The organism is Hoylesella timonensis S9-PR14, from assembly GCF_000762405.1.
Lineage (GTDB): Bacteria > Bacteroidota > Bacteroidia > Bacteroidales > Bacteroidaceae > Prevotella > Prevotella timonensis_A.
Map to the genome: position 1 here is coordinate 1 of NZ_JRPQ01000065.1, position 22,065 is coordinate 22,065.

At 43.2% G+C, this 22,065-nt stretch carries 16 protein-coding genes; 11 read left to right on the top strand and 5 right to left on the bottom strand.

All coding sequences use genetic code 11. From position 1 onward, the window contains the following. Window positions 1–88 precede the first annotated feature (88 nt). Window positions 89–2,992, top strand: coding sequence for a glycoside hydrolase family 27 protein (locus tag HMPREF9304_RS03190; protein WP_036926382.1), 2,904 nt, complete (start codon window positions 89–91; stop codon window positions 2,990–2,992). 163 nt (window positions 2,993–3,155) lie between these two features. Here HMPREF9304_RS03190 and dgt read toward each other — a convergent pair whose 3' ends face one another. Beyond that, complete coding sequence (dgt, locus tag HMPREF9304_RS03195; RefSeq protein ID WP_036926384.1) at window positions 3,156–4,493, bottom strand: dGTP triphosphohydrolase; 1,338 nt, start codon at window positions 4,491–4,493, stop codon at window positions 3,156–3,158. A gap of 163 nt (window positions 4,494–4,656) precedes the next feature. Between dgt and dut the strand changes: the two genes are divergently transcribed. Genes dut through HMPREF9304_RS03215 form a run of 4 tightly spaced genes read left to right on the top strand, consistent with a single transcriptional unit; the run spans window position 4,657 to window position 9,432 of the window. Beyond that, window positions 4,657–5,094 carry a dUTP diphosphatase gene (dut, locus tag HMPREF9304_RS03200; protein ID WP_036926385.1) on the top strand — a complete coding sequence of 146 codons (438 nt, stop codon included), beginning with the start codon at window positions 4,657–4,659 and terminating at the stop codon, window positions 5,092–5,094. 29 nt (window positions 5,095–5,123) lie between these two features. Next, window positions 5,124–6,908, top strand: coding sequence for a tetratricopeptide repeat protein (locus HMPREF9304_RS03205; protein WP_052045876.1), 1,785 nt, complete (start codon window positions 5,124–5,126; stop codon window positions 6,906–6,908). After that, a complete protein-coding gene (lolB1, locus tag HMPREF9304_RS03210) occupies window positions 6,905–7,804 on the top strand; it encodes a lipoprotein insertase outer membrane protein LolB1 (RefSeq protein WP_052045878.1) in 900 nt (299 codons plus the stop codon). The genes HMPREF9304_RS03205 and lolB1 overlap by 4 nt, the downstream gene beginning before the upstream one ends. Continuing rightward, on the top strand, window positions 7,801–9,432 hold the full coding sequence (locus HMPREF9304_RS03215) for a murein hydrolase activator EnvC family protein (protein ID WP_036926387.1): 1,632 nt from the start codon (window positions 7,801–7,803) through the stop codon (window positions 9,430–9,432). The genes lolB1 and HMPREF9304_RS03215 overlap by 4 nt, the downstream gene beginning before the upstream one ends. Window positions 9,433–9,487: 55 nt before the next feature. Here the strand turns inward: HMPREF9304_RS03215 and recO are convergent, their stop codons facing one another. Continuing rightward, a complete protein-coding gene (gene recO / locus HMPREF9304_RS03220; RefSeq protein ID WP_036926389.1) occupies window positions 9,488–10,213 on the bottom strand; it encodes a DNA repair protein RecO in 726 nt (241 codons plus the stop codon). 219 nt (window positions 10,214–10,432) lie between these two features. Between recO and rpsT the strand changes: the two genes are divergently transcribed. Next, window positions 10,433–10,687, top strand: a complete 255-nt coding sequence (gene rpsT / locus HMPREF9304_RS03225; protein WP_008123888.1) for a 30S ribosomal protein S20 — start codon at window positions 10,433–10,435, stop codon at window positions 10,685–10,687. Between the two features lie 59 nt (window positions 10,688–10,746). On the opposite strand, the gene HMPREF9304_RS03230 is transcribed toward rpsT, so the two are convergent. Beyond that, window positions 10,747–11,439 (bottom strand): hypothetical protein, encoded by a 693-nt coding sequence (locus HMPREF9304_RS03230; protein WP_036926390.1) that lies wholly within the window; start codon window positions 11,437–11,439, stop codon window positions 10,747–10,749. A 196-nt stretch (window positions 11,440–11,635) separates the two neighbouring features. Between HMPREF9304_RS03230 and gyrB the strand changes: the two genes are divergently transcribed. After that, the gene (gene gyrB / locus HMPREF9304_RS03235) at window positions 11,636–13,609 is read left to right on the top strand and encodes a DNA topoisomerase (ATP-hydrolyzing) subunit B (RefSeq protein WP_036926392.1); all 1,974 of its coding nucleotides are present in this window, start codon (window positions 11,636–11,638) and stop codon (window positions 13,607–13,609) included. A 92-nt stretch (window positions 13,610–13,701) separates the two neighbouring features. Here gyrB and HMPREF9304_RS03240 read toward each other — a convergent pair whose 3' ends face one another. Then, window positions 13,702–14,742, bottom strand: a complete 1,041-nt coding sequence (locus tag HMPREF9304_RS03240) for a C1 family peptidase (RefSeq protein WP_036926395.1) — start codon at window positions 14,740–14,742, stop codon at window positions 13,702–13,704. Between the two features lie 571 nt (window positions 14,743–15,313). Between HMPREF9304_RS03240 and HMPREF9304_RS03245 the strand changes: the two genes are divergently transcribed. Genes HMPREF9304_RS03245 through HMPREF9304_RS03255 form a run of 3 tightly spaced genes read left to right on the top strand, consistent with a single transcriptional unit; the run spans window position 15,314 to window position 17,564 of the window. Next, complete coding sequence (locus tag HMPREF9304_RS03245) at window positions 15,314–16,570, top strand: peptidase U32 family protein (RefSeq protein ID WP_036926460.1); 1,257 nt, start codon at window positions 15,314–15,316, stop codon at window positions 16,568–16,570. Window positions 16,571–16,595: 25 nt separating this feature from the next. After that, the gene (locus HMPREF9304_RS03250) at window positions 16,596–17,018 is read left to right on the top strand and encodes a SufE family protein (RefSeq protein ID WP_008123896.1); all 423 of its coding nucleotides are present in this window, start codon (window positions 16,596–16,598) and stop codon (window positions 17,016–17,018) included. A 15-nt stretch (window positions 17,019–17,033) separates the two neighbouring features. Then, a complete protein-coding gene (locus HMPREF9304_RS03255; RefSeq protein ID WP_036926397.1) occupies window positions 17,034–17,564 on the top strand; it encodes an RNA methyltransferase in 531 nt (176 codons plus the stop codon). A 93-nt stretch (window positions 17,565–17,657) separates the two neighbouring features. Here the strand turns inward: HMPREF9304_RS03255 and HMPREF9304_RS03260 are convergent, their stop codons facing one another. After that, a complete protein-coding gene (locus HMPREF9304_RS03260; protein WP_036926398.1) occupies window positions 17,658–20,828 on the bottom strand; it encodes a glycoside hydrolase family 2 TIM barrel-domain containing protein in 3,171 nt (1,056 codons plus the stop codon). Window positions 20,829–21,012: 184 nt separating this feature from the next. Between HMPREF9304_RS03260 and HMPREF9304_RS03265 the strand changes: the two genes are divergently transcribed. Then, window positions 21,013–22,008, top strand: coding sequence for a YqiA/YcfP family alpha/beta fold hydrolase (locus HMPREF9304_RS03265; RefSeq protein ID WP_036926400.1), 996 nt, complete (start codon window positions 21,013–21,015; stop codon window positions 22,006–22,008). The last annotated feature ends 57 nt before the right edge of the window (window positions 22,009–22,065 follow it).

Here is a 22,065-nt window from a genome sequence, read left to right on the forward strand (position 1 = left end):
ACTCTCTTGCATTTTGACCTCAAAAATAAGCTCAAAATCTAACAAAGCTAATTTATAGAACCAGCCTTACTTAACTTAAATCATTGGAATGAAGAAATTTTTATTTTTAACGTATGTACTAACTATTGCATTCAATGCCATGGCAACTATCCAGACAAGCCAAACGCTACCTACAGATGGAAAGCCTGAACACTGTTACACGATAACCAATGGACAAGGTTATTATTGCAACGCAACGACATCACCAACAAAGAACTCGGCAAATTATGCCAAGTTTGCCTTTTACAAGAGTGACAAAGTCGATTCCTACTACATCTATAATATGACCGCCAACAAATGGGTGAGCTATCAGGTAGCTAACCAGTATTCTCCCAAACAAGGCTTTGTGTCAATGACGGATGCAAAACAAAAGGCTGCCATTTATAAAATCACGGAGATACAGGGTGGGGCTTTCGAAATTCAACCCTACACAACCACTGGTGTTGCAAGTATCTACTTAAATTGGTTTCAAGGCGTAGGCAACTCTAATCCTGAAAACGGCACCGTTACGCTTGGACTTTGGACGGACAACGGCACTCAGGACGCTGGTTCAAGGTGGTTCTTGACAGAAGTGGGTGTGAAACACAACTATATTCTTTTTAGCGACGGTATGCCCAGTTCTGCAACGGTTACCATCAACGGGCAAGTGTTCAAAGGACTGAATGCACAGGGAAATCAATCAATAACTATCGAAGGCGACCTTCGGCAAAGCGATGTGAAGGTAAGTGTTGGTGGCGGTAGCGTGGCGAAGGTGACGATAGACAACCTCAACTACCAAATAGACGTGAAGTTCATCCAATTCTTTACGCCAACCAATGGCATAGAGGCAGAAAAGAAATATCCTTATTTGTTGCAAATGCCCATGGCTTATATCAAGATGACAGGCAACAACTTGCATCATACCACCAAACGAAGTGAGGCGGATAAATTTATCATGATTGAATCTGAAAGCCAAGGGCATTATTTCATTTATGACTTGTCTGCGAAATGCTATCTTACTTATATCAACGTGGAAAACGGTAGTAGTCATACACATACCAACGAAAGCTATGTGAGATATACGACAGAAAAATCAAAGGCAAGCACTTGGCAGATGTACTATCTCTCTGACCAAAGTGTGGCTATCCTTCCAAGCGAAATCACAAACCCCACAGCAAGCTCTCCCTCGCTCAACTTTACTGGTGGCATTGACTATGGTTGTGTCCTCAACCTTTGGCGTGCCGATGACGGCAACTCCGCATGGAAGTTTGTTGATCTCTCTGCAGGTTCTATGCCTTGTGCCACATTAATGTATGCCCTTCCCGGTGCGCCATACATGCACAAGTTGACACCCAATGAAGGAGAGAAAGTCATTGACGTTGACCTTCAGGCAATCCCAACCTTGTCGCTGAAAGAGGATCGCATCGCCTTGGGCAATCAATACAAGTACGTATCAGGCACAGCGCCCACAAGTGAGGGCGAATATGTGTACACGGTGAAGACCAAAGGGGACAACGGAGGAGAAGAAACACTGACTAAAGTTCGCCTTATCGTAGACGCTCACATGCAGTCTCCAACTCCTATGATGAGCTGGCTGACATGGAACTGGTTTGCGCATTCCATCGCTCACGATAAAATAATAGACATTGCCAAAGGCATGCAAAAATACGGACTTATTGATGCTGGTTTCAATTCTATCGTGTTGGATGACACATGGGCTAAACAAACCACCGACAAGAACGACTTGACATATGACGCCCTAAAGTTTCCTGATGGCATTACTGGCTTAAAAACCGCCCTCAAGAAAATCAATCAGCAATTGAAAGTTGGCATTTATAGTGACGCAGGGTCTATGACTTGCGAGAATTATCAACCAGGGTCGTACGGATATGAATCCCAACACGTTGCGTTGTTCGACTCATGGGGCGTAGACATGCTTAAATATGATTACTGTAACCGTGAAGCAAGCACTCAAGTGAGCTATTCCCGAATGGGGAAGGTGATAGCCGAACTTAACAAAACACGCAAAGCCAAAGGCGAAACGCCTTTCGTGTTCAACATTTGTGAGTGGGGTAAAACCCAACCTTGGACGTGGGGTGCCGAAGCAGGAGGATCAAGCTGGCGTGCCACAAGTGATGCTCGTGAAGACTGGATAGGTAACAACTCGAGACCAGGTGTAATTGGTGGCGTTGACGAAGTTCGACGCTTATGGATGTACGCTGGAGTGAACCGTTTCAATGACCTCGATATGATGTGTATCGGACTTCATGGCTTAGGAGGACCGAGCAACAATACGGCTGCACATCAACAAAATGGTGGGAAGATTAAGGGTTTGACCGATTCGCAAGCACGTACACAAATGTCATTGTGGTGCATGCTTGCAAGTCCGCTGGCTTTGACGTGTGACCTCCGTGAAACTCCTAAAGGTGAGGCGAACTCTATTCAAGACCTACCTACCCCACTGATTACCAATGCCGACATTGAAACGCTAACCAACAAAGAAATTCTTGCCATTAACCAAGATGCACTCGGACAACAGGCTGAATATATGGAGTCGCTTTCAACAGGTAAGGTGAACTACTCTAGTACGGGGTACGATGTCTATGTTAAAGATTTGACAGGTGGACGCATGGCTGTATCTGTGACTAACCGCAGTGGCTCGACGGTAGAGATACCCGCACTAAAACTCATCAATCTTTATCTAAAAGCAGACACGAAATACGATTGCCACGAAGTTTGGTCGAAAACTGACACTCAAATCGAAAACGAGTTGGTGGTGGGGTCGCTCAAAGCCTACGAGACAAAAGTTTATGTTTTAGCCGTTCATAAAGGTGAAGACACTGCTATTGAAAATATTGTAGGGTCGTTACAAACTAACAATGAAACACCTCGCTACGATCTTTCAGGTCGCATCGTGAACGAAAACTTCAAAGGCGTTTCTATAAAAAATGGGATAAAAACCATTCGCCTATAACCTTGAGCATACCTCATCGTAAAAGACGCAATGAAGTTCTATGAAAAACTTCATTGCGTCTAATTTTTGAAAAAGAGCGTTTTTATGAACTTTGTCTTTTTAGACAGAGAGGTAAAGCTTATATAAAAAAGGTGTGAGGATATGACAAAAACTTTACAATTTATCAAATGATAGGCAAAGATATGCCGTTGATTTTTTGATAAATCTCCAACGCATACACATCGGTCATGCCACTGATATAATCGATGACAGCCATGATGCGCGTTTCAAGGTCAGGACTTTGTATATCGTATTGGCTACTAAAACGACGGAGGAGCTGTTGCGAATAAAACCGTTCGGGATTTACTGCAGCTTCAATCATCGTTTCCATCAGTGTTTGCATAATTTTATAACCAGCTAACTCTACATCCAACACGGGCTTGCTGTGATAAATGCGCTGATATGAAAGTGTCGAACAATGCTTGTAGGCCTGACGTTGCGTTTCGTCAATGTGGTCGATGAGGCTACCTTCGAACGTTCCATTCAAGATTGCCTCCTCGTTAGCAACAAAGGCTTCAACGCATTTGTTTTCCAATTTGCCAACAGCACAGGCTCGCATATACACAACTTTTTCGTTGTTATCGGTAAGTCCCTCGTCCGCTATACGCTGTTTGATGTGCCTTTGTGTTTCTTCATCAAAGAAGCCCATCAGCAAATGTGCAGTTTCTTCAAAAGAAAGAATCTTGAGTTTATGGGCATCTTCAATATCCATAATTTCATAACAAATATCATCTGCAGCCTCTACTAAATAAACCAAAGGATGCCGTGCATAGCGTATCGGCTCGTCTGGTTGCGAAAGTTTCATGATTTCTAACTCATCTGCCACCTTTATATATGTTTCCTCTTCACTGGAGAAAAAGCCAAATTTGCCATGATTTCCTGCTAAACTGCTGGCAAAGGGGTACTTTACAATGCTTGCCAAGGTGGCGTATGTCATGACAAACCCACCGATACGTCTGCCGTTAAAACGATGAGTAAGCAATCGGAATGCGTTGGCATTGCCCTCAAAGTGGGTGATATCATCCCAAAAGCGTTTGCTTAAACGTGATTGCAAATAATTTCCAGCTCCTTCGGTGAAAAAAGTTTGTATGGCTCGTTCACCACTATGACCGAATGGAGGGTTCCCCATGTCATGCGCCAAGCATGCGGCACTCACGATGGTACCAATTTGTTCAAACAAGGTTCCACGCAATTTGGGGTGCCGTTCGCAAAGCAAAGTGGAGACATCCATTCCTAAAGACATGCCGACAGAAGCCACTTCCAGAGAATGAGTCAGTCGGTTGTGGACAAAGATAGACCCCGGTAGCGGAAAGACTTGCGTTTTGTTCTGCAGACGCCGAAATGGCGCAGAGAAGATGAGACGGTCGTAATCACGCTTAAATTCCGACCGATCGTCATGACGCTCGGCATGTTTTAACTCTTGTCCGAAGCGTTTGTTAGAAATTAAAGATTGCCACTTCATAGCACAAAAGTACAAGTAATTTGTGTAATTTGGTTCTTTTTAAGGATAAAAATGCCACATTATGGCGATTATTCGTTATTTTTGCATCTTATAATCAGCATCATACGAAGAAAGACTACGTAAGTGATGGCATGATTTCCAGATTAAATGAAGAACGAATAAGATGATACAGATAAAAGTTATCAACAAAGGACACCAACCTTTACCAACCTATGCAACAGCACAAAGTGCTGGAATGGATTTGCGAGCAAACATTGAAGCTCCGCAGGTGTTGAAACCTATGGAGCGCAAACTCATAGCTACGGGGTTGTATATCGCACTGCCCGAAGGCTATGAAGCACAAATACGACCACGCAGTGGACTGGCTCTGAAACATGGGATTACTGTATTGAACACTCCAGGAACAATCGATGCCGATTATCGAGGCGAGATTAAGGTGCTGTTAGTGAACTTCTCTGACAAGGAGTTTGTTATCAACGATGGTGAGCGTATTGCTCAAATGGTCATAGCTCAACATGAGCAGGGACAATTTGTTGAAGTGACACAGTTAGACGAAACCGACCGAGGAGCAGGAGGATACGGTCACACTGGTGTCAAATAATTGATGGTTAGACGTAAATATAGAATAAGTTGAAAATATTGTATCAATATCATACCCCTTGGACATGGATGTTATTCATGCTTCTGTTTCTCTCTAAGCCCATGCTTGCACAAGAGAGTCAGGAAGAAGTTGTGACCGAAGAAGGACTGAAATCCATGCTTTGGGATGATGCTCAAACACGCTATGACTATCTGTTCTTGCAAGCCGTGTGCCAACAACTCAATGGGAAAAATGACTTAGCCTTTGACTTGTTGAAACAATGCCTTGCCATTCACCCACAAGCTGCCGAAGCTTATTTCTTACAAGGACAGCTGTATGCCAACCAGCGCAATGACTCGTTGGCACTTCAAAACTTTGAAAAGGCAGCTTCACTTCAGCCAAAGAACACCGATTATCAAGAACGAGTGGCACAATATTATATCGGTACGGGCGCTTACGAAAAAGCAATTACTGCTTATGAGCAAATCTATGAAAGCCATCATGAACGGTCGGACGTGCTCAACATTTTGGCACAGTTATACAATCAACAGAAGGATTATGACAAAATGCTGTCAATCATAGATAGAATAGAATTAGCTGAAGGCAAAAGTGCAGAACTGACTTTGTCGAGAATGAATATCTATGAGATGCAGGGCAACAAGACCCGAGCCTATGAGACATTGAAAGCGTTGACAAAATCTTTCCCGAATGATGTTGAATATCGAGTAATGTTGGGCAATTGGCTGATGCAGAACGATAAGCAAAAAAAGGCTTATCAATTATTTGCACAAGCTTACAAGGAAGAGCCTAACAATGCTACAGTACTGGCTTCACTGTACGATTACTACAACACCGTGGGTGATAAAGACAAGGCAGCAGATTTGCGAGATCGTATTTTGATGAGTAAGCAAACGCCATTGCAAACCAAATTAACGATGTTTCAACAAGTGATTCGCGACAATGAAGCGCATCAACGTGACAGTACAGAAATACTCAACCTGTTCCAAAAAGTAATGAAAGCCAATCCCAAAGATGCAGATATCGCCTCTTTGGCTGCAACGTACATGTACTTGAAACACATGCCAACGGACACGGTACAGGCGGCTTTGCAGCATGTGATTGATATCGCACCAGAACAATCGGCTGCTCGACTGCAACTCTTGCAGACATATGTACCCAAAAAGAATTGGCAGAAAATAATAGAGATTTGCGAACAAGGAGCACAATTCACTCCTAATGAAATGGCCTACTACTATTATTTAGCATGGGCGCACGTTCAGCAAGATCATCAAAAACAAGCCATTGAAGCATTAAGGAAAGGCGTGAGTACGATCAATGCCAATAGCGATGCTGGCTTAGTGAGTGAGTTTTATGCCATGATGGGCGACCTATTGCACCAACAAGGTGATAAAACAGAAGCGTTTGCTGCCTACGATAGTTGCTTGCAGTGGAAAGACGATAACATCAGTTGCTTGAACAATTACGCATACTTCCTGAGTGAAGATGGGAAACAGCTGTCTAAAGCCGAGGAGATGAGTTATCGAACCATCAAGGCAGAGCCTTCCAATGCCACTTATTTAGACACATACGCTTGGATTTTATTCTTACAAGAGCGGTATACAGAGGCGAAGTTGTATATTGACCAAGCTCTTCAAAATGACACAGACTCTTTGCAAAGCAGTGTTATCATAGACCATGCTGGAGATATTTATGCAATGAACGGTCAGGTGCAGCAAGCATTGGAGTATTGGACCAAAGCCTTAAAACTGGCAGATAAAAGTGACAAGGCTTTCATTGAAAGAAAGATAAAACAGAAGAAATACATCAAAAAATGAAACACATCATAAACTTTCTATACTTGAGTTTCGGGCTTCTCTTCATTACCTCTTGTGCATCAAAAAAGAGTATGACGAAGGAACCCGCAAAAGGAGAGATTTCCAAGCAATCCACTCAAATACCTGCGGAAGAGATGAGCAAACACCTCTTCGTGAAGAAGGTGATAGACAATGGGGTATATGCGCCAAACATTGTGGGAAAAATATCTTTTCAATTAACACGTGGCAGTCAGCGCATCTCTGCACCGGGTTCATTGAAGATGCGTAAAGACAAGGTAATACGCCTGCAACTATTCATTCCATTCTTGGGTAGTGAAGTTGGTAGGATAGAATTTACACCCGATGGAGTGCTTGTCATTGATAGGATTCACAAGGAATATGTCAAAGCCACTTATGACGATGTTGCATTCCTGCGAAACAATGGATTAAACTTTTATAGCTTGCAGGCACTGTTTTGGAACCAATTGATGATTCCTGGAGAAAAGCAAGTTAAAGCATCAGACTTAGAAAACTTTAGAGTAAATCTAACTCAAGCTGGAGACTTTTACCCCATTACTTTAGTGAAGGGAGCTATGACCTATCTTTGGAATGCCAACAAAAACAATGGGCGAATAGCTACTGCGGTGATAAATTATGTGAACAGTCAACAAGAAAAATCTGTTCTGACATGGAATTATCAAAACTTTAAGAGTATTGGGTTGCAATATTTTCCTTCAACACAGTCGTTTACCTTTACGACTCGCCAAGGTGCAAAGACCCGTCAGCATGGAGAAGTAACGATAGCAATGGACGACATAAAAACAGATGCAGATTGGGAAGAACGCTCCACCGTTTCCAATCGCTATCAACGAGTAGATGCAGAGGACATTATAGGAAAGCTTTTAAACAGTAAATGAAACGATATCTAATTATACTTGTAGCACTGTCTTTGTCGATTTCTCTTTCGGCACAGAAGAAACGGACTCCTATTAAAAGGAAGGCAAAGACCACAACAACTACAAAGAAGACCACAAACGTCAAGAAAAAAAATAGTAAGACAGCCAAGTACTCTACGCCATCCATTAAGGGCTTAGAGAATCAACGTAGTCAAGTACAGCGTAAAATCAAGCAACAAGAGCGTGCACTTCGAGAAAATCAATCTGATGTCAAGAAGCGTTTGCAGGATCTTCTCATTCTCAACACCGCCATCACGGACAGACAGAAAAACATAGAGACCATTGAGAGCGACATACAGCATTTGGATGGAAATATCCAAATACTGCATACACAACTCCAAACCTTAGAGGAACAACTGGCTGAACGAAAGAAAAAATATATCAAATCGATGGCGTATATGACTCGCAGTCATACCATTCAAGAAAAATTAATGTTTATCTTTTCGGCAAAAGACTTTGCGCAAATGTACCGTCGTTATCAATTTGTGCGTGACTATGCTGCCTACCAACGTGCCCAAGGTGAAAGCTTGAAAGCCAAACAGCAACAAGTAAACGACAAGCAAGCACAGCTGCATCGCGTAAAAGGACAGAAGAATAATTTGCTTTGGAAAGGAAAGAAGGAAAAGGAAACACTTGAAGGCCAACAAAATGAACAGAAGCAGAAGGTAAGCAGTCTGCAGAAAGAACAAAAAACCATCCAAGTTGTTATTTCTCAACAGCGGCAAAAAGATGCTGCTCTGAATGCCGAAATTGATAAGTTGATAGCCATAGAAGTAGCAAAGGCAAAGGCACGTGCTGAGGCCGAGGCGAAGAGAAAAGCGGCATTGGCAGAAGCTGCACGAAAGAGAGCTGCAGAAGTAGCCAGAAAGAAAGCTGAAGCCGAAGCTGAAGCCCGCGAGAACGCACGACGTATCGCTGAAGCCAAACAGCGAGAAGAACAACAAAAAGCACAAGCACGAGCTGCAGCCGCCGCAGCAGAGAAGGCTCGCCAAGAACAGTCGGAAGCGCAAGCGCGTGCTGCCGCACAAGCTCGAGAAGCGGCTGAGCAAAAAGCTCGAGAAGCTGAAGCAGCGCGTGTGGCTGCCGAACGAAAAGCGGTAAGCGATGCTGTACGCAACAAAGAAAACATTGAAAGAGCCCAGAAAAGAGCGGACGAAAGCTTGAAAATGAGTTCTGTGGATAGAATGTTGAGTGGTGGATTTGAAGCCAATCGAGGGAGATTACCTATCCCTATCACAGGAGGTTATAGAATTGTGAGCCATTTTGGGCAGTATCAAGTGGAAGGACTCAAGAATGTAACGCTCGATAATAAAGGTATCAATATCTTAGGAAGTGCTGGCTGTCAAGCTCGTTCTATCTATGATGGCGAGGTGAGTGCCGTCATGACGTACGGAGGAACAACGGTCATCATGGTTCGTCACGGCTCGTACATTTCTGTTTACTGTAATTTGAGTTCCGTTAGAGTTGTGAAAGGACAAAAAGTAAGTACGAGGCAGGCACTCGGCACTGTAGGAAAAGATAATATTCTACAATTCCAACTACGCCATGGCACCGCAAAACTGAACCCCGAATCTTGGTTGGGAAGATAAGTTTGGGCTAACTTTGGCTGCATGGTGTTTTTGAAGAAGACATTGCATCTAATATTTACTGAAATAGCGTTTGCAACACCGAGAGCGATTTTAGCTCAGGGAACGAAGGTACATGCAATCGATAAAACTTTAATATCATCTCAACGCAACGGTTGCGTTCCTGCCTGGTAAACTTAAAAACATGCATGGAATCGTAATTCATTCGCATGAGCAGTCGAATTTTTGATGCCTCACTCGGCACAATAAAATCCCCATGCGCAGGTTGATTAGGTGTAAAGACGCCATTGCGCAAATCAAAGAATTCATGACCCGTGTCGTCCTCCAAGTTAGGATAAAATCCAATAAACCGAGTCAAATGCAACATAAAAACCAAATGGAAATTAGCAAAACCTGTTGTCGCAGCATCTAACCAATGTACACTTGTCGTTACATATTGATACAACGCCCCACTGGCTTGTTCTCCTTTCACACATTGATACAGAAATTCGGCAATGAAAAGCGAGATGGAAAGCTTCAATGCGTCAAAAGGAATACTTAAATATGGATTAACCATACGCACCTCTTTCAAGCGTGGAAGACGTCCATTGTGAAGTGCATCATATTCGATTTCTAAATGAGTAAGCGGCTGAAAAAACTGTACTCCTATGCGCCCATGCTTCGTTTTCTTGACACGGTGTATAAAAGTGACGCAACCCATTCGTTCTGTGAACAAATCCACGATCAATTGAGCATCGCCATACTTAAGTGCACGCAGTACAATTGCTTCTGTCTTTACCAACATTAATTCTGAATTTGAAGAACAAAAATACTAATTTTCATTGATTTATTAAAAAATATCAGATAATATTTGGTACATAAAGAAAATTGTCCTACCTTTGCACCCGCTAATCAAATGGCACGGTCCCTTCGTCTATCGGTTAGGACGTGAGATTTTCATTCTCAAAAGAGCAGTTCGATTCTGCTAGGGACTACTACTGAAATAAAAAGAAAATCAAAGAAGATGGCAAACCACAAATCATCACTTAAAAGAATCCGTCAGGACAAAGTTAAGACTTTGCACAATAAGTATTATGCAAAGACAATGCGTAATGCAGTGCGCAAGTTGCGTGCTATGGACAACAAGGATGAAGCTATCAAGCTATTTCCTGTAGTACAGAAAATGTTAGACAAATTAGCTAAGACTAATACCATCCATAAGAATAAGGCTGCAAACTTGAAATCAAGCTTGTCACAACACATTAACAGCCTCGGATAAGTCTATTTTAACATTGAAAATATTCAAAGGTCACATCTCTTATGAAATGTGGCCTTTTACTATTTTCTCGAAGACTTGGTATGCGCATCGTGGTAATATCCACCACGTTTAGAACCCAACAAAAAAGGTTCTGCAGCCTGATAGCGAATCCGAAAAGGTGCACCCGTATAATTTCGTGCAGGACCTATCACAACAATCCAGCCATCAATAAATCCCGCTTCTCCCACAATCAAGTCGTTAGCCGAAGCCACCTCCACAGGTAAATCACCTCGCCATTCCCACATTAATTGTTTAATTTTTTCTTCAGAACAATTAAAAATTTCATTTATCTTTAAGCGATGCCCATCTTTTTTGCTAAATGTAGCACAATCACAAGTTTTCCAAACCACAGAATCTTGATCTGTAATGACGGATTGAAAGGTCACACAGTCTTCATCCTCATAAGCTCTATAAATCTCGATGTGTCGACTCCCTTCTGGATTTGTCTCGAGATAATCTTGATAACTACGCTCCAAAACCTGAAAGAAAGCACGCTCATCGCTCACCTGTTCGCCTTCCACACCGACCACATCGTTAATCCAATTCCGAATACTCGTTACAGCTTCAGGCTCACCTTCTAACGGAAACTCAGCAGATACTTGATAACGTTGTCGTTGAAAGGTGACCTTCTGTGTCGTGGTAAATACGACACCCGCCATTGAAGAAATGGCGAATAAAGCTAAGACGAATAAAAAAGTAATTTTCTGCACCATGATTTCTACTTGCAAATTTAATAAAAATTCGGTGGAAACGGCCCTCGCTTTTAGGCATTTTTAGTTGTAAAACATTTCATCAATTCCCATTAATTTCGTATCTTTGCAACAATGTACGAAGTATTTCTGCAGACAAAGAAAACTTGTCTGCTTTAAGTTTTCTTCAATTTGCAAATATAATTTTACAAGATATAAAATGGCAGAAAAACAAAATACCGAAAACAACTATTCAGCCAGTAATATTCAAGTATTGGAAGGGCTGGAAGCGGTTCGTAAACGCCCTGCAATGTACATCGGCGACATCAGTGAGAAAGGTCTTCATCATCTCATCAACGAGACTGTAGACAACTCTATTGATGAAGCGATGGCAGGTTATTGCACGGACATAGAGGTAACCATTAACGAAGATGAGTCCATCACTGTGCAAGATAATGGGCGTGGTATCCCCGTCGACCAACACGAAAAACTACACAAATCCGCCTTAGAAGTGGTCATGACGGTACTCCATGCTGGAGGAAAGTTCGACAAAGGCTCCTATAAAGTCAGTGGAGGTCTTCACGGAGTTGGTGTGAGTTGTGTCAACGCATTATCATCTCACATGACATCTCAGGTATTCCGAGATGGCAAAATCTATCAACAAGAATACGAAAAGGGAAAACCTCTCTACCCTGTAAAGGTTGTTGGAGAAACCGACAAGCGAGGTACACGCCAACAATTCTGGCCAGATGGTTCTATTTTTACTACCACTCATTTCCAGTGGGACATCATCGCAAGGCGCATGCGTGAGCTTGCTTTCCTCAATGCCGGCATCCGCATCACGCTTACAGACCTGCGTCCTAACGATGAAGGCAAGACACGAACAGAGGTATTTCATGCCAAGGACGGACTCAAAGAGTTTGTTCGCTACGTAGACAGGCACCGCACACACCTGTTTGATGATGTCATCTATCTCAAAACCGAAAAGCAAGGCATCCCTATTGAGGTAGCCATCATGTACAATACTGACTATTCAGAAAACATCCATTCATACGTCAACAACATCAACACCATTGAGGGAGGAACTCACCTCACTGGTTTCCGTGCCGCATTGACACGTACATTGAAAACGTATGCAGACAGCGAACCTACTATCTCCAAACAAATTGAGAAAGCAAAAATAGAGATTGCTGGCGAAGACTTCCGTGAAGGACTCACTGCTGTCATCTCCATTAAGGTGGCAGAACCCCAGTTTGAAGGTCAAACGAAAACTAAATTAGGCAATAGCGAGGTGTCTGGTGCTGTTCAACAGGCTGTAGGAGAAGCCCTCAGCAACTATCTTGAAGAGCATCCAACAGAGGCTAAACAGATTTGTGAGAAGGTTGTATTAGCCGCAACCGCTCGTATCGCCGCTCGAAAAGCACGCGAAAGTGTACAGCGTAAAAACTTTATGAGTGGTGGAGGATTGCCAGGTAAGTTGGCAGACTGCTCCAACAAAGACCCAAAAGATTGCGAAATATTCCTCGTCGAGGGTGACTCTGCAGGTGGCTCTGCTAAGCAAGGGCGAGATAGATATACACAAGCAATATTGCCTTTACGTGGAAAAATCTTGAATGTCGAAAAGGTACAATGGCATCGTGTCTTTGAAGCAGAGTCAGTAATGAACATCATTCAAAGCATTGGCGTGCGCTTTGGTGTAGAAGGAGAAGCCGACCGTGAGGCAAATATTGACAAACTACGTTATGACAAGATTATCATCATGACCGACGCCGATGTCGATGGTTCACACATCGACACCCTTATTATGACGCTCTTCTATCGATTCATGCCGAAAGTTATTGAAGAAGGACACCTTTACATCGCTACTCCACCGCTCTACAAATGTTCGTATAAGAACAAAGCCAGCGAGTATTGCTACACCGAACAACAACGACAGGCATTCATTGACAAATACGCCAATGGCGAAGAAGACAGCAAAAGCATTCACACGCAGCGCTACAAAGGTTTGGGAGAGATGAATCCCGAGCAACTTTGGGAAACCACAATGAACCCCAAGACTCGCTTGCTCAAGCAAGTAACCATTGAGAATGCTGCCGATGCAGATGAGATTTTCTCCATGCTCATGGGCGATGACGTAGAACCACGTCGTGAATTTATTGAAAAGAATGCTACCTATGCGAACATTGATGCATAAGTAACTCACTCCTTAGTTACACGGAACATGATAAGTATTGTCATGTTCCGTTTTTTATTGAATGACACGATATGTCATTGTCTTTCAGCGAATCACCGTACCGTTGATTGGTGGTAAGCCGCTTGACTCATATACAGCGCAATGGTCTTAAAGCGCACATACGCTTCGCTGAGATACATATAACCTTGATAACGGGAGTTTGTACCCCATGAATTTTTCGCCTTAAAGAACACTCTACCTTGTTTATCGTGTGCCATCCCCACTAAAACCATACAATGGTCATCTGTGGTTTTTAAGGTTTCAAACCCACGCTGCCGCATTTCTGCGGTCACATGAACAGGCGCATTGTCCAACGTTGCCACACCATTGGCAAACGAGAAGCCAGGCTCACTGATGTCGCCCTCCCAACAAACTGGATGTCCAGCTTGCAACGCCTTTTTGAGATGCATCATTAAAGTATCCAAAGGAAGATTCTTAAACGCTTGCCTAAACTGATTGTCTGGTATCTCCAAAACAAAAGAGTCTCCGTATGGATGGTGGGTAAAACTCGTTAATGACAAATATTCTTGAGGCAAACACACACTGTGCGCAAACTCCAAAGGCGTATATTCGGCGTGCAAAAAGAAGACGAAGCGAGGCAAAGAGCCAAGCTCTTGGTCTAACTTATCCTCCATAAGATGCCGCAATTGACTTAGCGAGGAGACGCAAGAAGCCAAATGTCGCATTTTTCTACGCAACACATTGTAATTCACATTTTTAGCTGGGTACGAGTCCTCATGCAGCAATCCGTAACGCTGTATCAAATCAAGTGTCATGGATGCAACTCCTCGCAACAGAATGGTCTTCTTTCCCCTCATAAAGAAAGCCTCTTGTGTCTGCTCCTCTAACAACTTTCTTGCCAAATAGTCGACCGATAAATCTACCGAGTCCCCCATCATCAAACGCTCAGACTCAATGGTTCCCAACATGGCGTAGAGCCAACACAGCGAACTCGCTCCTTGATTTTTTACGGGAGTTGTCTTGATGAGTACATCGTCGGTAAACCTCTCGTCCACACGTGTTGGAGGAAGAGGCTGGCTGCATCCCATTAAAATGGCGATGACTAACAAACAGGCTGTCCATATTCTATTCATGCAAAAGCAAAGTTAGCAGTATTCTGAAGAATAACAAAGAAAATCAAGTAATTTAATTATACCAGTGCCACCAATCTGTAGAAGCATATAAAAATCACACACATTCATGAGAAAGAAAACGAGCTAATTGTAAATATAATTCAGAAAAATAAAAGTTGATTCTAGCTTTCCATTGGCATCAAAAATTGCATTTTTATCTTCGTCACAACGCATTTTTTCCGCAAAAGTAATGAGTTAATCGCGCTATAATGACTGTTTTGGCTCACTACTCCATTACTTTTGTGGTGTTATTACATTACTCTAAGCACCTTAACTCAATGCTTCAACACCTATGTTCGGCAAGTAAAAACACGAAGTAATTGATAATAAGGAAGTTAAAATACTCGCGTATTTGCGACCGAACTAACAGTTGCTCGCAAATACGCGAGTATTGAAGCCCATAGTAAAGATTTTTCAGAAAAAAAAAGAGCAACTCTACAGCCCAATTATCCACCCCCTATTGAACTGTCTCATGAACAAAACAAAGCGGTTTTGTTTTGTGATTATTACAAATAACCTTAACTTTGCAACCATGAAATATCAGCTATCAGATTTTGAAATTATGGCACCTGTTGGCTCTCGTGAAAGTCTTGCAGCAGCCATACAAGCAGGGGCAGGTGCCGTTTATTTTGGCATCGGACAATTAAACATGCGTTCGCACTCAGCCAATCATTTTACGATTGACGATTTACACGATATTGCCGATACTTGCAAAGCGCATGGCATCAAAACCTATCTCACCGTCAATACCGTTATTTATGGCGAGGACATTCCCACCATGCACCAAATCATAGATGCCGCAAAAGACGCTAACATTTCGGCAGTGATAGCCAGCGATGTAGCTGTAATGACCTATTGCGTGGAGAGAGGTGTGGAAGTACACTTGTCTACCCAACTCAATATTTCGAACATAGAAGCCTTAAAGTTCTACGCACGCTTTGCCGACGTAGTGGTTTTGGCACGCGAATTGAACATGAATCAAGTCAAAGAAATCCACCAACAGATAGTGGCGCAACAGATATGCGGCCCACATGGTGGGCTGGTTCGCATCGAAATGTTCTGCCACGGTGCCTTCTGTATGGCAATAAGTGGAAAATGTTACATGAGTCTTCATGACGCCAATCGCTCCGCCAACCGTGGAGAATGCGTGCAAATATGCCGCCGTTCGTACACCGTCACCGATAACGAAACGGGCAACCAACTGGAGATAGACAACAAATATATCATGAGTCCAAAGGATTTGAAGACCGTTCGTTTCATCGATTGCATGATGGATGCAGGCGTACGCGTGTTCAAAATCGAAGGTAGAGCTCGTGGTCCAGAGTATGTGTACAACGTGGTAACGTGTTACAAGGAAGCCATTCAGTCGGTCATCGACGGCACTTTCACCGAAGAGAAGAAAGACGCATGGGACGAACGTCTGTCTGCCGTTTTTAACAGAGGGTTCTGGGACGGCTACTATCAGGGGCAGAAGTTAGGGGAATGGACAAAGAACTATGGCAACAAAGCCACCGAGAAAAAAATCTTAGTGGGCAAGGTAGTGAAGTATTTCTCTAAGTTGGGCGTTGCTGAGTTGGCAGTTGAAGCCGCTGAAATTGAGGTTGGCGAGCACTTGCTCATTACGGGTCCCACCACTGGCGTGATGTACTTTGACGCCAATGAGATACGCTACGAGCTACAACCCGTGCCGAAAGCCGAAAAAGGTTGGCGCATCTCCATTGCTGTGCCCGACAAGGTACGACCTAATGACAAGCTTTTCAAATTGGTAAAAACACAAAGCAAGAGATAAACAAACAAGGAAAAAGGAGAAAGATATGACCATAAACGAACTGCAAGACGAGGTAATAGAAGAGTTTTCAGAGTTCACCGACTGGATGGACAAGTATCAGATGCTCATTGATTTAGGCAACGAATTAGAGCCATTAGATGAGCAATACAAAACAGAATCAAACTTGATAGATGGCTGCCAAAGTAGGGTTTGGCTGCAATGCGATGAGAAAGACGGCAGATTAATATTCACCGCAGACAGCGATGCGCTGATTGTTAAAGGCATTATTGCCTTACTTATTCGTGTGGTGAGCAATCACACACCGAAAGAAATTATTGATGCAGACTTGTATTTTATCGACCGCATCGGACTTCGTGAACATCTCTCGCCCACTCGTGCCAATGGACTGTTGGCGATGACAAAACAAATGAAAATGTATGCTGTGGTGTATCAATCCAAGCTGTTATAATCATTTATCAAGAAAGTGAGAAAGCTCAAGACCATAGAAATGAACCGCTTGTCGGTAAAAGAGTTCAAAGAAGCCGACAAACTACCTCTCATCGTTGTGCTTGACGATGTGCGCTCATTATATAATGTAGGGTCTGTATTTCGGTCGTGCGACGCCTTTCGAGTAGAAGCGGTATATCTGTGTGGCATCACCGCCACGCCCCCACATCCCGAAATACACAAGACTGCTCTCGGTGGAGAGGATAGTGTAGCGTGGCGATACTTTGCATCAGCCACAGAAGCGGTAGAAGAATTGAAAAGAAACGGATATTTCGTGTATAGCATTGAGCAGGTAGAAGGCTCCACAAAGCTACAACACCTCACGCTCAACCGTCATCAGCGATATGCCGTAGTGTTTGGCAATGAGGTGAAAGGTGTGAACCAAACCACTGTTGATGCGTGCAACGGATGTTTAGAGATACCCCAATTTGGCACTAAACACTCGCTCAATGTCTCGGTAACTGCTGGCATTGTTGTGTGGGAGTTCGCACGTAAGATGTTCTTGTAAACTTACGCTAACAACATTCTCACCCAACTTTCGTCCTCTGCCATTCGTCACTCAGCTGACGAATGGCAGAGGATTTTTAGAGATTTCGTTTGATTAACGCCCAACGGGGAGCAGTGTAAAGCGAAATGCCTTGTCGCCATAAACCACACGATAGGCTTCCAAAGCCTCGGCTTTGGCACTCCATGAATCTACTCCTCCTACACCAGCCATCTCACTGTTGATATAAAGATTGGTGAAAAGAGACTTTGGCACTTGTTGCACATGCCTTTGTTCCTTGGCAACACCATCGTCCAAATCTTCTACCGTATAATGCAATGCCGATGCAGAGAAAGGCTTATCCGAGCGCACTAATAGTCCCATACCTCTTTTGTTGGTTTGCTTCCACCATCGCATATCGCTCTTGGTACCTGTTTCTTGCGGTCGGATATATGGATAAAACTGTTCGTCTGCTGTCTGTTGGTAGATGCCAAAGCGCTGAGAGAACTTACGGTCAGCGTAATTCTCTATAGGACCTCGCCCAAAAAATTCACTTTGCTCCATGTCGTAAGGCAACTGCATCACCATGCCAAAGCGCAACATATTAGGAACATTTGCTCCTTGTGTTGTCTGTAACTTTTGTTCTATTCGCATCTCACCAGAAGGATAGATAGCATAATCTACTATCAACTGCGCCTTTACCTCGGGCATATCGTAAGTAGAGGTTACTACCTGAATTTTCTTGTCCTTACCTTTAAGTTGCTTCACCTTCATGTCTATTAACTTCAAAGTGGGGTTACGCCACACCTGATACTTGGTACTAAGCCCCGCACCCATGTCGTTATCCGTCACTGCTCTCCAGAAACAAGGTTTTAATGTACCTCCTTCACCCAAGTAAGAAGTACCATTCACCATGTATTGAGCAAGTAAACCGGTTTGCTTATCAAACGCCACAGTTACTTGATGACTGGCAAATGTCAATTGTGCATCTTTCTTTTTGCTTATTTTCTTCAATTTCCCATACCACACAAGTGGTTCCATCTCGGGAAGTGACGTAGTGCCTTTTTCCACATAATAATCTTTCACTGGAAACTGTTGGTAGGCTACTCGCTGCCCTTTCTGCATGAGAGGTTCCGGCTGCTTCAATACAAAATCAACATTGAACTGCACATCCTCATTTTCAGGCAGGCTGGTGATTTGTGCCAAATGACATGGAAGCACCATCTCGACACTTTGCTGTGGTTGCACTTGTAGCTCGTTGACAGTTCCCGATTGCACCGCCTTGCCATTGGCAAGTACTGTCCATACTAACGCATAATTGCTCAAGTCTCGGAAGAAATATTCGTTCTTAATCTGTATTTTCCCTTGCATCAAGTCAATTGGTTGTACCCAAATGTTCTGATACTCATAGCCCAATTCATACATATGGGGGTTGGGTACACGGTCTGGACTGATAAGTCCGTTGCAGTTAAAGTTGTTATCGCTGGGGTCGTAATCGTTATAATCGCCACCGTACGCATAGATTCCACGCTTTTTATCACGCAAAGCTTGGTCGACGAAGTCCCACACAAAACCTCCTTGGAATTTAGGATATTTGCGTACCAAGTCCCAATATTCTTTCAAACCGCCGCCCGAATTGCCCATGGCATGATTGTATTCACATTGGATGAGCGGCTTTTGATCACCGGGTGCAGTTGACTTTGCATACTCTTCACATACCTGTTGAGAACGATACATGGGGCAATACACTTCGGTGTTGGCACCCTTTCCTGCACGTTCCCAATGAATGGGACGCGATTTATCCACACTCTTAATCCAGTTGAACGCTGCCGTGAAATTAGGTCCATCAACGGTTTCGTTTCCCATAGACCACATAATGATGCTCGGATGGTTGTAGTACATCTCCACGTTATGCTGATTGCGTTCCAATATCTGCTTAGCAAACATGGGTTGTTTTGCTGGAGAATCGTCTCCATAATGGAAGCCATGACTCTCTTGGTTGGCTTCTGCCACCACATAAAGTCCATACTCATCACACAAATCATACCACTGTGGGTCGTCTGGATAATGGCAGGTACGCACAGCATTGATATTGAATTGCTTCATGATTTGTATGTCCTGTATCATGCGTTCTCGACTCACAACATACCCACCATCAGGATCCATCTCATGTCGATTGACTCCTTGTATATAGATAGGCTGTCCATTAACGAGCAACTGGCTGTTTTTTATCTCTACTTTCTTGAAGCCTATGCGCTGCGGTATCACCTCAACAACCTTGTTACCTTTCTTTACTGTTGTCAGTAGGGTAAAGAGGTAGGGTGTCTCCGCTGTCCACTTCTTAACATTTTGAATATTGAACTGCACATTTCCATGTTGCAATCCTTTGAAATTTACCGTTTGTTTGGATACCGAAACACCATTGGCATCGAGCAAATTGAAGTCTACTATGGGGTTTCCCTTCACGTCTAAATCAACAGATAGCACGCCATCTTTATAATCATTCTGCAGGTCTGTGTTGACTTTCAAGTTACTTACTTGCACGTCTTTATTGCGTGCATACAGGAAACAATCACGACCTACGCCACTTAATCGCCAAAAATCTTGATCTTCGCAATATGACCCATCACACCAACGAAACACTTGGAAAGCTATTAAGTTACGACCTTTTTTCAAGAAAGGTGTAATATCAAACTCGGCAGCCACCTTTGAATCTTCTGCATAGCCAACATACTTGCCATTCACATACAAGTAGATGTTGGAGGTAACGCTTCCGAAATGGGCAATAACCTGTCGTCCCATCCAATTGTCGGGAATGTTGATGAAGCGGCGATAGCTACCCACATGGTTGTCTTTAATAGGAACCAAAGGTGGATTGTTCTTGAAATGTCCACGCCAAGCAAAGCCCACATTTACATATACGGGGTCGCCATATCCGTTCAACTCCCATAAGCCTGGTACGGGCATGCTTTTCCATGAGGAGTCATCATGATTACTTAAGTAAAAGTCATGGAGTCGGTCATCGGGAGTTTCTGCATAATGAAACTTCCAAGTGCCATTGAGGGAAAGGTAGTTCTCCGATGCCTTGCGATCACCAGACAATGCCTTTTCCACCGATTCATACGCAAAATAATTAGTATGCAACTTGAACCTATTTACTTCATTATCTTGCAAGTCTCGCCATTCTGTATCGGTGGTTATTCTCTGTTCTTCGATAGGAAAACTATGACTGCTTGCTGGGAATCCCAAAAACGACAGACATCCAGCCATTAAAAGTATTTTTTTCATGTGAGTAGTGGTTAGGTATAAATTCTACAAAATCTCCAATGAGGTTAGCATTACTGTCACAAAGATAACGTTTTTTTTCGATGATTCAACATCCTTATTAATTAAAAAACGGAAGAGACAACGAGGGACACTTGTACAATTCCTCAAAAAAAGCTACATTTGCACATCATTAAATTCTAAAAAGATGGACACCGTACGCCAAAAACAATATCCTGATTTGATGGTTGGCAAGACCATTATGTATGTACATGGCTTTATGTCATCCGCTCAATCGGGAACGGTCAGCATTCTCAAAGAATTGCTCCCCAAAGCGAATATCATTGCAGAAGATTTGCCAATACACCCAGCCGAGGCTATGGAGTTATTGAAAAAGCTGTGTCAAGAGCATCAACCCGACCTCATCATTGGGTCTTCCATGGGCGGCATGTACACAGAGATGCTGAAAGGTTACGACCGTATTGTGGTAAATCCCGCTTTCCAAATGGGCGAAACCATGCATGACCACAACATGATGGGCAAACAAACATTTTTGAATCCACGTAAAGACGGGGTTCAAGAAGTCATCGTTACGAAATCTTTAGTCAATGAGTATAAAGAGATAACCCAACAATGTTTTCAGGCTATCACGGACGAAGAAAGGGAAAGAGTGTATGGGTTATTTGGCGATAAAGACCCGCTGGTGCATACTTTTGACATGTTCTATGAACACTACCCCAACGCTATACGCTTTCACGGAGCGCACCAATTGACCAACAAGGTGGCATTTCATTATCTCATTCCCGTCATTCGGTGGATTGACGACAAGCAAGAAAAGCGTGAAAGACCCATTATTTACATTGATTACGAGACTCTGCATGACAGCTTCGGCAAAGCCACATCCAGCATGCACAAGGCTTATGAGATGCTCATAGAGCAGTACCAAGTGTTGATTACTGCACCTGCACCAACGAATGAGCATACGAGTTTGACCGATGTACAAACATGGGTAGAGGAATATCTATCTACACCAGCATACAACAAAGTAATCTTTACCAACCAAAAGCATTTGCTCTTGGGCGATTATCTCATTACGCCAACCTTAGAAAACGATTTCATGGGCACTTGTTTGGTGTATGGTAGCGATGAATTCAAAACGTGGGAAGAACTCATCACCTATTTTAATAGGTTGGGTGGACAATAATCCATTCTTGCCAAAAACATACAAAGGCTGCCGTAGTTTCTTTGCTACGGCATTCCT

Bases quoted from the DNA above. Each gene is read 5' to 3' on its own strand.
- HMPREF9304_RS03190 (WP_036926382.1), top strand. From the start codon at position 89: ATGAAGAAATTTTTATTTTTAACGTATGTACTAACTATTGCATTCAAT.
- dgt (WP_036926384.1), bottom strand. From the start codon at position 4,493: ATGAAGTGGCAATCTTTAATTTCTAACAAACGCTTCGGACAAGAGTTA.
- dut (WP_036926385.1), top strand. From the start codon at position 4,657: ATGATACAGATAAAAGTTATCAACAAAGGACACCAACCTTTACCAACC.
- lolB1 (WP_052045878.1), top strand. From the start codon at position 6,905: ATGAAACACATCATAAACTTTCTATACTTGAGTTTCGGGCTTCTCTTC.
- HMPREF9304_RS03215 (WP_036926387.1), top strand. From the start codon at position 7,801: ATGAAACGATATCTAATTATACTTGTAGCACTGTCTTTGTCGATTTCT.
- recO (WP_036926389.1), bottom strand. From the start codon at position 10,213: ATGTTGGTAAAGACAGAAGCAATTGTACTGCGTGCACTTAAGTATGGC.
- rpsT (WP_008123888.1), top strand. From the start codon at position 10,433: ATGGCAAACCACAAATCATCACTTAAAAGAATCCGTCAGGACAAAGTT.
- HMPREF9304_RS03230 (WP_036926390.1), bottom strand. From the start codon at position 11,439: ATGGTGCAGAAAATTACTTTTTTATTCGTCTTAGCTTTATTCGCCATT.
- gyrB (WP_036926392.1), top strand. From the start codon at position 11,636: ATGGCAGAAAAACAAAATACCGAAAACAACTATTCAGCCAGTAATATT.
- HMPREF9304_RS03240 (WP_036926395.1), bottom strand. From the start codon at position 14,742: ATGAATAGAATATGGACAGCCTGTTTGTTAGTCATCGCCATTTTAATG.
- HMPREF9304_RS03245 (WP_036926460.1), top strand. From the start codon at position 15,314: ATGAAATATCAGCTATCAGATTTTGAAATTATGGCACCTGTTGGCTCT.
- HMPREF9304_RS03250 (WP_008123896.1), top strand. From the start codon at position 16,596: ATGACCATAAACGAACTGCAAGACGAGGTAATAGAAGAGTTTTCAGAG.
- HMPREF9304_RS03260 (WP_036926398.1), bottom strand. From the start codon at position 20,828: ATGAAAAAAATACTTTTAATGGCTGGATGTCTGTCGTTTTTGGGATTC.
- HMPREF9304_RS03265 (WP_036926400.1), top strand. From the start codon at position 21,013: ATGGACACCGTACGCCAAAAACAATATCCTGATTTGATGGTTGGCAAG.